This is a genomic window from Rhodovulum sulfidophilum DSM 1374, assembly GCF_001633165.1.
GTDB lineage: Bacteria > Pseudomonadota > Alphaproteobacteria > Rhodobacterales > Rhodobacteraceae > Rhodovulum > Rhodovulum sulfidophilum.
Genome location: NZ_CP015420.1, coordinates 54,439 through 66,098, shown reverse-complemented (window position 1 = coordinate 66,098; position 11,660 = coordinate 54,439). Strand labels below are relative to the sequence as shown.

The window sequence follows — 11,660 nt, the reverse complement described above, 5'->3', positions numbered from 1 at the left end:
TCCAGATAACCCGGCCCCGCCGCTCTTTCCAGAGCCTCCTCCGCGCAGGTCCGCCCCCGCGCCCGGCCCGTCAGCAGGTCTTCAGATCGGACCCGGTGGTGATCTGGCCGCCATGATCGGTGCGCGAGCCGATCCGCGCCACCGGACGCCCGTCGCAGAACGCCACATCCGAACCCTCGACGATGACCGCGCCGCAGCTGATCTTGTCGCCGACCAGCGCCACCGGCCGACCGTCGCAAAAGGTCTTGCCCGAGGCGGTCACGATCTCGCCCTTGCCATGCTTGGGGCAGACATGCAGATCGCCCAGCCGCGCCACAGGTTTCATCGCTCCCTCCTCCTCATGCATCCGCCAGCGGACAATGGCTGACGAAGGGGGTGCCCTCGCCCGCCGCCGCCTTCAGGACCTCGGGGATCGCCGGAACCGCCGCCGCCCCGGGCGAGGCCGAGCCCACATTCAGGACCGGCACCGCATTGACCGCGCCGCCCTCCAGCGTCAGCGCCGCACCGCCCGCGACCAGCGTGATCTTGGACGCGTCGATCACGATCTCGCCGCCCGCCTTCAGCGTCAGGTCGCCCCCGGCCCGGACCGCCAGATCGGCCGCCACATCCATGCCGCGCGCGGCCTCGGTCTTCTCGCTGACCGCGCCGGTCACGGTGACATCCATCCGGCCCTCGACGGTCTCGGTCCGGTTCGCCGCGACCGCCAGCATCGAATCGTTGCCGACCGAGACGCTGTCATCGAACTCGACCCGCCGCTGCGCCGAATTCTCGACATGCACGTCCAGATTCTTCTGCGCATGCATGTAGATGAACTCTTCGCCCGCCTGATCCTCGAAGGTCAGCTCGTTGAAGCCCTCGCCCTCATGGCTCTTGGTCTTGAAGACCGACCGCGACTTGTGTTCGGGCAGCGCCGCGGGCGGAGCGTTGCGGCCGTTATAGACGCAGCCCGTGACCAGAGGCTTGTCGGGATCGCCGTCGAGGAACTCGACCACCACCTCCATGCCCACGCGCGGGATCACCATGCCGCCCCAGCCCGGCCCGGCCCAGCTCTGGCTGACCCGGCAGCGCATCGACAGATCCTCGTCGAGATCCCAGTGGAACCGCACCAGGATCCGTCCGTATTCGTCGCAATCGACCTCGCCCGAGCCCGCGACGGTCGCGGTCTGGGGGCCGCGCACATCGGCGCGCGGGGTCTTGCGTTCGGGCAGAAGCGGCGCCTCGGCGGGCATCAGCACATAATGCCCGGTATAGGCATAGCCGTCGCCGCCCTCGCCGCCCGAGCCGTAATTGTCCGAGGTATAGCTGTGGGTCGCCACGAGGCAGAGATATTCCTCGCCCGAGCCCGGCACCGGATCGCCCTCCAGCGTGACCCGCATCCCCGCCGCCAGCGCCGGAATGTCGCCCACCGCCTCGAAGCGGCGATCCTGGCCGCGTTCGGCGCCCAGCCGCAGCTCGGCCACCTGCTGGCCGCGGCCCTGATCGCGATAATCGCCCGGCCAGTCGAAGCTTTCGATCTGGCCATGCTCGAAGGCGGCATCGCCCGCGCGGTCGGTCTCCATCGCCGCGACCGGGGTCTTGAAATTGTAATCGGTCAGCCGGATCGCCCCGGTCGTGATCCGCCGCGCCGGGCGCCATTCCCAGAAATGCTCGACATCCTCTTGGTGATGCCCGTCGACGGGGCGGAACGGCCGCGCCCCGATCGCGCCATGGGCCTCGGCGGTATCGGTCAGCACCATCTCGTGGCTGCCGCGCGCATGGCGGAAATGGTAGGAAATCCCGTGCCGCTCCATCATCCGGCAGGCAAAGGCCAGATCGGTTTCGCCATATTGCACGGTATATTCCAGCTCGGGATAATCGGCCGACAGCTCGACCGACAGCCGCCCCGCCGAGGCATAGGGCGCGAACAGCTCCTCGAGGATCTCGACCACGGTCCGGTTGTGGAAGATCCGCTGATTGCGCCTCAGCCCGGCCAGCCACAGCCAGGGGCGCAGCCGCAGCCGGTAGCGATGCCCGTTCTCGCCCGCCCCGAGCCAGCGCGCCTCGGTGACAAGCCCGTCGAAATCGCGCTCGGCCCCGTCATGCGCGACCAGCGTCACCGTGGCATGGGTGCCCAGCAAGGCGTCGAAATCGAGATCGGCGCGGGCGGCAAGGCAACCGACCTCGAAATCGTACAGCCCGTTGACCCGCTCGCTGCCCTCGACGCGCTGAAGCACCAGCTCGTTTTCGCCGAGGGCGGTCTCGAGCCGCCCCATCCGGGCCTTCTGATCGAAAAATGCTGCCATGACCGTCCCCACTCGTTCCGTACCGTCCGCGACACGCAAGCTATCGCCGCAACGCCCGGGTGCAAGGGTCCGCCGCCGGATGCCGCCGCAATGGGCGGGATCACGCGAACCGGGCGTCCGGCCCTCAGCCCTCGGGCCGTTCCAGCAGCCGTTCGAGTTCCTCCATCGCCCGCTCGACCAGTTCGCGGTCGACGCCGGTTCCGGCCAGCCGGATATACCAGCCGCGCGCATCCTCGCCGGCCTGCATCCGGAGCCCGCCCGAGATCCGCCGCACCGCGCCCTGGCGCGCCCGCTTGGGCGGCCGCCCGCCGCGGCGCGGATCGGTCCCGGTCTCGACCTTGGACAGCGCCTCGGCGATGATCTCGGCCTCGTCGGCCGGATCGGCGGGCACCCGTTCGGCCAGCGCCTCGCGCAGACGCGCCTCGGCGCCGTCGCGCAGGGCGGCGGCCAGCTTCAGCCCGTCCTTCTCGCGCAAGAGATCGGGAAAGCTCAGCATGTCGCCGAGCTCCTCGAAGATCAGCGCGAAGGACCGGATCTTCGAGCGCTTGGCCTTCGAGGCCATCGGGTAAAGCGCATTGACCGCGGCCTCGGTATTGACGAAGGCGCCCTGCTGCACCGCGATCACCGCGATCCGGCCACGCTCGAAATGGCTCAGCGTGGCGCGGATCTCGTTCTCTTCGATCATCGCGGCGAAGGTGCCGCCCATCTCTTCGGGATCGCGCAGAACCGCCTTGATGCTGTCATAGCGGCTGTCATTGGTCAGCGCCTTGAGATCGCGGAACGCCTTGAGGCGGCGATAGCCCGACAGCAGGCCATAGCGGAACCCACGGCCATCGGAGGCCAGTTCGAACACCTCGACCGGAAGCCGCAACCCGTTCTTCGCAATCGAGGATTTCAGCTCTTCCAGCTCTTCGGCATCCAGCACGACCCGGTCGCGGACCAGGGCGTCGGCATCGATCTCGTCCAAGGGCAGCTCGAGCATGACAAGCCCCCTGCCCTCGGCCTCGCGCAGCCGCCGGGCATCGGTCCGGTCGCGCGCGGTATCGGCGCGTTCCTCGGCCGGACGGGGTTCGTGGGCGCCCGCGCTCTCGGCCGCGACCTGGGCGATCGGGGCCATCGGCCGGGCCGCCACCCCCGGCCCGGTTTCGCGGCGAAACTCCTCCTCGATCCGGCTCAGCTCCTCGGCCGAGGGCGCTTGCAGCTTGCGGCGTTTGGCCATGTCACACCTCCTCCGTCGCGGCGTCGGCCATCCGGGCATCGCGCCACCAGGTTCCCAGGATGACTTCCTTGACCTCGGCCCAGGTGCGGTCGAAGGTCTCGCGCCCCCGGACATAGGTGTCGCGGTTGAAGTCGCGGTAATCGGTCTCGTAGATCCCCGAGACCTGTTCGCCCGCCTGCCCGACCATCGCCGTCAGCTCCTGCCGGTAGGTGGTCATGAAATCGCCGAAATAGGCCTGGATCACGTTCGCCAGATCGGTCTGCTGGGCGGCATCGAAGCGCGTCACCAGCGCCCGGACCGCATCCCATTCAAAGCGGATCTCGGGCAGCCCGTCGGCCCGGCGCGCCCGGTTCTCGCCTTCCTCGATCGAGGCGAAGGTCGAATAGATCATGTCGAAGAACCGGCCCGTGGAATCGAATTCGAGGAAGGAGGCGCCCAGCGGCACCAGGAGGATATCGGCCGCCGACAGCGCGTTGATGGTCAGGTAGCCAAGCGCCGGCGGGGTGTCGAGCAGGACGATGTCGTAATCGTCAAGCATGCCGCCCTCTTCCAGCGCGTTCTGGAGCGAATCCCAAAGCGGCCAGGACCGCATCTGCATCCGCCAGACCGGCACCTGGAACTCGGCCCAGTACAGGTTCAGCTGCGCCCCGATCAGGTCGATATTGGGCCAGTGGGTCGGCTGCACCAGGTTTCGCGGCGAAACCTCCAGCGCCGCGGTCAGGGTTTCGTCGAAGCCGAACGGGGCCTCTCCGGCGGCCTCGCGGACCCGGTTTTCCGCCTGCAGATGCCTGGCATAGTCGCGGGCCAGCATCGGGAAGACGGTCTGCCATTCATCCTCGACCTGACCGCCCATGATCGAGGTCATCGAGCCCTGGCTGTCGAGATCGATCACCAGCACCCGGTAACCGTCGAGCGCGGCCGACATCGCCAGATGGGCACAGGTCGAGGTCTTGCCGACGCCACCCTTGAAATTGGCGACCGCCACGACCTTGGCGGGCAGGCCCTCGGGCCGCCAGGCCTGGTATTCGCGGTCCTTGGCGCCTTCCTCGGCGAAATGCTCGCGCAGCCGCAGCACCTCGTCCAGCGTGTACCACTTGGCGCCGCCTTCGCCTTCGCCTTGGGGCAGGTCGGGATTCTGGCGCAGCACCCGGCGCAGATGGGCCGGATTGACCGGGATCAGATAACGGCAGACCTCCCAGGTCGAGAATTTCCGCAGCCGCTTCTTGCCGTCGGGCGCATAACCCCGCCGGGCAAGGTCGTCGCGCCCGCGGGCGGCGAAGGCCGCGGCCTTGGCAAAGCGCGGCGTGTCGATCGGCGCCGAGAGCTTGGCGGCCGCTGCAGCCGGGTCGATGTTGAAATAGGGGGGAAGATCTGGCTTGCTGGGAGCGCCGGTTTTCTTTGCCATGATGCCTCTGCATGTTCGCTGTTTTTCGCGATACGCGCCAAACTATGGCACATCCTGTCCCCGTTGGGAATCGGCTGGGCTGTTCCTTGCCTGAAAAAGACGAAAATCAAGAACATCGGCAGAGTGGTTTTAGGAGTCTTTTCAGGTTTTCTGAATCTTTCGTCTCCATAATATCAATATATTTCAAGACCTAAGCGCAACATGGGTGCCCGGATGCAGGCGGAGAGGGCGCCGGATGCAGGGGGACAGGCACCTGTTTGCGGGATATCGGGCGCCGATTCGCGGGGAAGGGGCCTTCGCGCGACTCAGGGCCCCCCGGTTTGGCCATGTTAGGCTCTGTTTTTCCATGCCGGAGCCTTTCGGGCCGCCCGAGGCCGGACCGCCTCTCCCGCAAACGGGTACCTTCGGGACAGGGCCGGATGCGTGAGGTGCCCGTTTCCGGGACCGGCTTTCAGGTGCCAGAGGCGGGCTTGCCTGCGGACACCTTTTGACAGATCATGGCCGCAACCGGAACAGGTCGGCGCGAGTCGCACGATTCCGGAACCAGGTGACGAGGCATCCGACGGGGCGACGCGCCCCGCGAGCGAGGGCGGGATGGACGACATTCCACGCGACCGGCTGACCGGGCCGCTGCGGCGCGGAGCGGTCAAGAAGCATGTGGCCGCGATCCATGTCTCGGGCAAGCTGACGCTGTTGCAGCGCAAGCTGTCGAACGTGCTGCTGCTGAATGCCTATGACACGCTGATCTCGCAGAGCCGCCACCAGATCGACGCCCGCACGCTGTGCCTGATGATCGGCTACAATTCGAACGACATGGAGACGCTCAAGCAGTCGCTGCGCGGGCTGGCCGAGACCGTGGCCGAATGGGACATGCTCGATGCCGAGGGGCGGCAGGAATGGGGGGTCTCGGCGCTTCTGTCCTATGCCAAGCTCAAGGGCGGGATCTGCGAATATGCCTATTCCCCGGCGCTGGCGGAAAAGCTGCACGACCCCAAGGTCTTCGCGCTGATCAACCTGAACATCCAGCGCCGCTTCACCTCGGGCCATGCGCTGGCGCTTTACGAGAACTGTTACCGCTTCATCCGCACCGGCAGCACCGGCTGGTGGTCGCTCGATCTGTTCCGGCGCCTGATGGGGGTGGCCGACAGCCCCTATTACGAGGTGTTCAAGCATCTCAATGCCAAGGTCATCAAGCCCGCCGTGGCCGAGGTGAACAAGACCTCGAACATCGTCGTCACCCCCGAGCTGCGCAAGATGGGGCGGAGCGTGACCGATATCCGCTTCCGCATCGCCGAGAACCCGCAGCTGGCGATCCTCGATCTCGACGATGGCGAGGGGCTGAGGAATTCCGAGGTCTATGCCCGGCTGCGGGCGCTCGGGGTCAGCGACCGGCTGGCGCGGCAATGGATCGCCGAGCACGGGCAGGATTATGTGCGGCGCAAGCTCGACTATGTGGCGGGGCAGGGGGGCGTGAAGAACGCGGTCGGCTATCTCACGGCGGCGCTGCGCGAGGATTTCGACGGCAGCGCGCCCGAGCCCGGGGTTTCGCCGCGAAACCCGGCCCCGCCGCGGTCTTTCCGGGCCAGGCGGCTCGAGCGGATCCGCGATCTGGCGGCGGCGCGCAAGCCGACCCAGCGCGATGCCGACAAGCGGCTGTTCATGGCCCGGCTCGATGCTGCTGCGCGCGACGATTTCGAGCGTCACGGCTGGATGTCGGCGCTTAATGCCGAGGCCATCGCCGCCTTCTGGGAAGAGCTGCATCCGGGCGCCTTCGACGGGCTCGACTGAGGGCAGGGGCTCAGAACGGGTTCTCGATCGGGACCCCGGTCGGTTCGAAATCCGAGACATTGCCGGTGACCACGGTGGCGCCGTGCTGAAGCGCGGTTGCCGCGATCATCAGGTCGGCGCCGGGATGGCCGATCTCGGCCGAAAGCCGGCCCCAGATCCGCGCCTCGGCGGCGCCGAAGGGCAGCAGCCGGTCGGCAAAGACCAGCATGGTCCGGTCGAGCCAGACCCGCAGGTCGCGGGCGAAACCGGGGTCGCGGGTCTCCTGCTGGCGGATGCCGCGCTCGATCTCGCCCAGGGTGATGACGCTGAGAAACAGCTCGGGCTCGGGCCGCGCGGCCAGCCAGGCGCGGACCTGCGGCGCGCGGTCGGGACGGCGCACCGCGGAAATGACGTTGGTATCGATCAGATACATCAGAAGCGGACGTCGCGCGGGCGGACCTCGGCGCGGCCGATCCCGGAGGCAGCCTCTATTTCGGGGGCAGGGAAGGCCATGAGATGCTCGGCAAAGCTTTCGCGGGCGGCGGCGGCGCCTTTCAGCAGGCGCCGGTAGTCATCGGCCGACAGCACCACGACCGCGGGCTTGCCGCGGCGGGTGACTTCCTGGGGCACCCCGGCCAGAGCCGCCTCGACGACCGCGCTGAACCGGTTCTTGGCATCCTGCAATGTCCACATCGGACGGGCCTCCGCATGATCTGGCTAGATAGATGGCTAGATGAATGCGGTCTGTCAAGGGATGGCCCGGATCGGGGTTGCCTGGCCCCGGGTCAGCGCCAGCCGAGCTGGGGCGCGACATGGGTCAGGATCGCCTCGATCACATGGGCATTGTAATCGACGCCAAGCTGGTTCGGCACGGTCAGAAGCAGCGTGTCGGCCTCGGCGATGGCCTCGTCCTTTTCCAGCTCCGCGACCAGCCGGTCGGGCTCGGCGGCATAGCTGCGCCCGAAGATCGCCCGCGTCGTCTCGTCAAGCTGGCCGACCGAGTCGCGGCTTTGCACGCCCCGGCCGAAATAGGCGCGGTCGCGGTCGTCGACGAGGGCGAAGATCGAGCGGCTGACCGAGACCCGCGGCTTGCGGCTGTGCCCGGCCCTGGCCCAGGCCTCGCGATAGGCGCGGATCTGACGGGCCTGCTGGACATGGAACGGCTCGCCGGTCTCGTCATCCTTCAGGGTCGAGCTTTGCAGGTTCATGCCCATCTCGGCGGCCCAGATCGCGGTGGCGTTCGAGCCCGAGCCCCACCAGATCCGGTCGCGCAGCCCTTCGGAATGGGGCTCGATGCGCAGCAGGCCCGGCGGGTTCGGGAACATCGGATGCGGGTTCGGCTGGGCGAAACCCTCGCCCTTCAGCAGGTCGAAGAAGATCCGGCCATGCTCGCGGCCCATATCGGCATCGCTTTGACCCGCCTCGGGGTCATGGCCGAAATGGCGCCAGCCCTCGATCACCTGTTCGGGTGAGCCACGGCTGATGCCGAGCTGCAGCCGCCCGCCCGAGATCAGGTCTGCGGCGCCGGCATCCTCGACCATGTAGAACGGGTTTTCATAGCGCATGTCGATCACGCCGGTGCCGATCTCGATGGTCCGGGTCCGGGCCGCGACGGCGGCCAGAAGCGGGAAGGGCGAGGCCAGCTGGCGGGCGAAGTGATGGACGCGGAAATAGGCGCCGTCGGCGCCGAGATCCTCGGCGGCCTCGGCCAGCTCGATCGACTGGATCAGCGCATCCGCGGCCGAGCGGGTGCCCGAGCTGGGCGCGGGCGACCAGTGCCCGAAGGACAAAAAGCCGATCTTCTTCATGGCGGTGCTCCTTTGCAGCGACGGCGTCGGAACGCCTTTCCTGTCGCCGATCTAGGGCGTGCCGCCGGGTCGTGGCAGTCCCCATCGCCGAACAGGGGCAGTGCGCTGTTGCAGCCGGGCTAGTTGTCGAGGGTCAGCACATAGCCCAGCCCGTGCACGGTGGTGATCCGCACCTCGCTGCCCTTGAGCCGGCGCCGCAGCCGCGAGATCAGCACGTCGATGGTGCGGTCGCCATAGACCCATTCGCGGCCGCAGGTGGCCATGCTGATCTGCATCCGGTCGCGCGGCTTGCCGATATTGCGCAGCAGGCAGATCAGCAGCCGCGATTCAGCGGGCGAGAGCACCTCGACCCGGTCGGCGATCCAGAGCCTGCGCGACACCGCATCGAGCCGGAGCGCGTCGCCGAGCCGGAAGGTGGTCTGTTCCTCGGGGGTGCGGCGGGCGGTCAGCCGGGCCTGGATGCGGGCGCGCAGCACCGCGGGTTCGACCGGCTTGCAGACATAGTCGCTGGCACCCATGCCCAGCCCCAGCACCTGGTCGGTGGGGGCGTCGAGGCTGGAGAACACGATGAAGGGGATCTTGCGGTCCTGCTGCAGCAGCGGCGCCAGCAGAAGCCCGTCAGTGTCGGGCAGGCGGCGGTCGAGGATCACCAAGTCGAAGCCGTTCCGGCCGATGGCCTCGCGCGCGGTCTCGCCATCGCCCGCGGCATGGAAGCGGTGGCCAAGCTGGGTGACGATGTCCTCGACCATCACCTGCACCAGAATGTCGTCATCGACGAGAAGGATGTCGGCAGTCGCACTCATGCGTCGGGGGCCTCGTTCGGCGCAGTCATGTCCTCGGGGGCGGTGGCCAGAACCCGGGCGCGGGCCACGGCGCGCATCCGCTCGGTGGCGGCGGGCGAATCGAAGGCCTGCTCGAAGGTGCGGAGGGCGGCATGCAGCTCGGTCCGGCCGAAGATGGCGGCGCCATTCGCCAGCTTGTGGGCCAGGGCGGCCAGTTCCGCATCGGGCGCGCGGTCGGTGCAGGTCTCGAGCCGGGCGCCGAAGGCGCGCCAGCCTTCGGCGAAGGCCTCGGCCATCCGCCGCTGCGCCGCGGGAGACAGCCCGTCCAGCATCGCGCTGGCGCGGATCGGGCGGGTGCCGCTGCGGATCGCCCGCCCCAGCGCCCCGGCATCGAGCGGCTTTTCCAGAAGCGCGGTGAACAGCGCGGCCTGACCGTCGGTCTGACGCACCAGATCGACATTGGCGCTGAGCAGGAAGACCGGACGCTCGCCCAGCGTGCCGCCCTGGCGCAGGCTGCGGGCGAAATCGACGCCATTGCCGTCGGGCAGGCGGTAATCGACGATGAAGAGGTCGTAATTCTCGGGATGCGCCTGGCAGAGCGCGCCGGCCTGGCGCAGCGAGCGGGCATGGTCGACGGACAGGCCCATGCGTTCCAGCATGGCCAGGGTGACGAGGACGCCGACCGGGTCGTCGTCGATCAGAAGGCAGCTTTTGCTGGACAGCGCGCCATCGGGGCGGGGGGTCGCCTTGGCCGGGGCCGGGGCCGCGACCAGGGGCAGCCGCACCTCGATCCGGGCGCCGCCGCCGGGCCCCGCGGCCGAGCCGCCCGAGATGGTGCCGCCATGGGCCAGCGTCATCCGCTGGGCGATGGCGAGGCCCAGCCCCGAGCCCGACTTTCCGGTCGGGCGCGGCCGGAGCGCGGTGGGCGCGGCGGTCAGCATCTCGCGGATCGGGGCGGGCAGGCCGGGGCCGTGATCGGTGACGGCGAAGACCAGCTCGTCGCCGGCGTCGCCCGTTTCGCGGCTCAGCTCCAGCGCGACGCCGCGCCCGTCATCATGGCGGATCGCGTTCTGGATCAGGTTGCCGAGGATCTGCTGCACCATCGACCAGTCGAGCCCGACCTCGTCGGGCAGGTCGGCGGCCAGCGACAGCATCAGCGGCACGCCCTGCTGGCGGGCGAGGATGTCGCGGCTGCGCACGAGGTTTTCCAGCACCTCGGCCAGCACCACCGGGCCCGGCCGCGGCTTGGGCGCCTGCTGTTCGAATCGCGAGAAGCTGAGCACGTTCTCGAGCGTGGCGCTGAGCCCGCGGGCCGAGATGTCGAGCAGTTCGGTCAGCCGGGTGCGTTCCTCGACATCCTGCGGCGGCACGTCCCGCAACAGCTCGGCCGCGCCCAGCACGCTGTGCAGGGGGGTCCGGATCTCGTGGCTCATCGCGGCGAGGAACAGTGACATCGTGCGTTCGGCCTCGCGCGCCTGCTCGATCGCCTGCTGGTGGTCGGTGACGTCGTTCATCAGCACGATGCGCCAGCGGTCGAGCTTGTAGGCGGTGTCCTCGACGGTCTCGAGCCGGATGTCGAAGCAGCGGCTGCCGGACTGGGTCTGCAGCCAGATCGCGCTCCACTGGCTGCCTTCGGTGCCGAGGATCTCGTCGACGATGGGCTGCAGCTCGCTGCGGCGCGATTGCAGCGCCAGCCGGTAGGCCAGCGCCCCGGTCTCGTCGAGCCCGAGGAAGGTCTGCATCGCGGCGCGGTTGGCGCTGATCAGCCGGTTGTCCTCGTCGGCGATGAAGACCGGGCCGCGCAGGCTTTCGAGCACGCCGAAAAGCTGGTCGCGTTCGCGGGTGAGGCGCCGCAGCCGGTCGGCCATCGCGGCCTCTTCGGTGCCGGGCTCGGACCAGGGCGCCAGCATCGCCAGCTCGACCTCGTCGAAGAACAGCCCGAGTCGCTCGATCAGGGCCTCGGGGTCGTCCAGGGCGGGGGGCCGTTTCTCATCGCGAAACAGTTCGCGGAAAAACGCCACATAGCCGTGGCGGTAATCTTTCAGCAACCCGTGGTTCAGCCAGAGCGGCACGCCCGAGCGGCGATGCCGCCAGGCGACCTCGCGCAGCCCGGCGAAGCGGGGATCGGTGGCATAGTCGTTATGCCCGTTGGGGCCGCTTTCCTGATTGGGGGCGGAGAGGCTGGCGATCAGGCTGGCATTGATGATCTCGATCGATTCGACCCAGGCCGCCCGCATCGAACTTGTCTGATCCGTGAAGCCGTTGGCGGCGCCGAGACGCAGAATCTCGTCGACAAGCGCGTCGCTGGCGCCGGAGAGCAGATCGGTCAGGATGTCGGCAGGCCAGCATGGCGGGCCTGACGAGGGCGCGGGGGGCGGAGGCATGCGCGCAATCGAC

At 68.5% G+C, this 11,660-nt stretch carries 10 protein-coding genes; 1 reads left to right on the top strand and 9 read right to left on the bottom strand.

From position 1 onward, the window contains the following. Positions 1 to 70: 70 nt before the first annotated feature. The 4 genes from A6W98_RS19885 to A6W98_RS19870 all read right to left on the bottom strand — a co-directional run bounded on the left by A6W98_RS19885 (position 71) and on the right by A6W98_RS19870 (position 4,906). On the bottom strand, positions 71 to 325 hold the full coding sequence (locus A6W98_RS19885) for a PAAR domain-containing protein (protein WP_042465880.1): 255 nt from the start codon (positions 323 to 325) through the stop codon (positions 71 to 73). Between the two features lie 13 nt (positions 326 to 338). Next, positions 339 to 2,282: a type VI secretion system Vgr family protein gene (locus A6W98_RS19880; RefSeq protein ID WP_042465879.1), complete on the bottom strand. Its 1,944-nt coding sequence runs from the start codon at positions 2,280 to 2,282 to the stop codon at positions 339 to 341. Between the two features lie 124 nt (positions 2,283 to 2,406). Further along, a complete protein-coding gene (locus A6W98_RS19875) occupies positions 2,407 to 3,501 on the bottom strand; it encodes a ParB/RepB/Spo0J family partition protein (RefSeq protein ID WP_042465877.1) in 1,095 nt (364 codons plus the stop codon). 1 nt (position 3,502) lies between these two features. Further along, complete coding sequence (locus A6W98_RS19870; RefSeq protein WP_042465875.1) at positions 3,503 to 4,906, bottom strand: AAA family ATPase; 1,404 nt, start codon at positions 4,904 to 4,906, stop codon at positions 3,503 to 3,505. Between the two features lie 594 nt (positions 4,907 to 5,500). On the opposite strand from A6W98_RS19870, the gene A6W98_RS19865 reads away from it, so the two are divergent. After that, the gene (locus tag A6W98_RS19865) at positions 5,501 to 6,694 is read left to right on the top strand and encodes a replication initiation protein (RefSeq protein ID WP_042465873.1); all 1,194 of its coding nucleotides are present in this window, start codon (positions 5,501 to 5,503) and stop codon (positions 6,692 to 6,694) included. Between the two features lie 10 nt (positions 6,695 to 6,704). On the opposite strand, the gene A6W98_RS19860 is transcribed toward A6W98_RS19865, so the two are convergent. From A6W98_RS19860 to A6W98_RS19840, 5 genes are all read right to left on the bottom strand, one after another. Continuing rightward, positions 6,705 to 7,106, bottom strand: coding sequence for a type II toxin-antitoxin system VapC family toxin (locus A6W98_RS19860; RefSeq protein WP_042465871.1), 402 nt, complete (start codon positions 7,104 to 7,106; stop codon positions 6,705 to 6,707). Further along, the gene (locus A6W98_RS19855) at positions 7,106 to 7,366 is read right to left on the bottom strand and encodes a type II toxin-antitoxin system Phd/YefM family antitoxin (protein ID WP_042465868.1); all 261 of its coding nucleotides are present in this window, start codon (positions 7,364 to 7,366) and stop codon (positions 7,106 to 7,108) included. The genes A6W98_RS19860 and A6W98_RS19855 overlap by 1 nt, the downstream gene beginning before the upstream one ends. 92 nt (positions 7,367 to 7,458) lie before the next feature. Further along, the gene (locus A6W98_RS19850) at positions 7,459 to 8,481 is read right to left on the bottom strand and encodes an LLM class flavin-dependent oxidoreductase (RefSeq protein WP_042465866.1); all 1,023 of its coding nucleotides are present in this window, start codon (positions 8,479 to 8,481) and stop codon (positions 7,459 to 7,461) included. A gap of 119 nt (positions 8,482 to 8,600) precedes the next feature. Continuing rightward, on the bottom strand, positions 8,601 to 9,284 hold the full coding sequence (locus tag A6W98_RS19845) for a response regulator transcription factor (RefSeq protein WP_042465864.1): 684 nt from the start codon (positions 9,282 to 9,284) through the stop codon (positions 8,601 to 8,603). Next, positions 9,281 to 11,647 carry an ATP-binding protein gene (locus A6W98_RS19840; protein WP_052678179.1) on the bottom strand — a complete coding sequence of 789 codons (2,367 nt, stop codon included), beginning with the start codon at positions 11,645 to 11,647 and terminating at the stop codon, positions 9,281 to 9,283. The genes A6W98_RS19845 and A6W98_RS19840 overlap by 4 nt, the downstream gene beginning before the upstream one ends. Between the last annotated feature and the right edge of the window lie 13 nt (positions 11,648 to 11,660).

Excerpts from the sequence above, each read along its gene's own strand:
- A6W98_RS19885 (WP_042465880.1), bottom strand. The coding sequence starts at position 325 with ATGAAACCTGTGGCGCGGCTGGGCGATCTGCATGTCTGCCCCAAGCAT.
- A6W98_RS19880 (WP_042465879.1), bottom strand. The coding sequence starts at position 2,282 with ATGGCAGCATTTTTCGATCAGAAGGCCCGGATGGGGCGGCTCGAGACC.
- A6W98_RS19875 (WP_042465877.1), bottom strand. The coding sequence starts at position 3,501 with ATGGCCAAACGCCGCAAGCTGCAAGCGCCCTCGGCCGAGGAGCTGAGC.
- A6W98_RS19870 (WP_042465875.1), bottom strand. The coding sequence starts at position 4,906 with ATGGCAAAGAAAACCGGCGCTCCCAGCAAGCCAGATCTTCCCCCCTAT.
- A6W98_RS19865 (WP_042465873.1), top strand. The coding sequence starts at position 5,501 with ATGGACGACATTCCACGCGACCGGCTGACCGGGCCGCTGCGGCGCGGA.
- A6W98_RS19860 (WP_042465871.1), bottom strand. The coding sequence starts at position 7,106 with ATGTATCTGATCGATACCAACGTCATTTCCGCGGTGCGCCGTCCCGAC.
- A6W98_RS19855 (WP_042465868.1), bottom strand. The coding sequence starts at position 7,366 with ATGTGGACATTGCAGGATGCCAAGAACCGGTTCAGCGCGGTCGTCGAG.
- A6W98_RS19850 (WP_042465866.1), bottom strand. The coding sequence starts at position 8,481 with ATGAAGAAGATCGGCTTTTTGTCCTTCGGGCACTGGTCGCCCGCGCCC.
- A6W98_RS19845 (WP_042465864.1), bottom strand. The coding sequence starts at position 9,284 with ATGAGTGCGACTGCCGACATCCTTCTCGTCGATGACGACATTCTGGTG.
- A6W98_RS19840 (WP_052678179.1), bottom strand. The coding sequence starts at position 11,647 with ATGCCTCCGCCCCCCGCGCCCTCGTCAGGCCCGCCATGCTGGCCTGCC.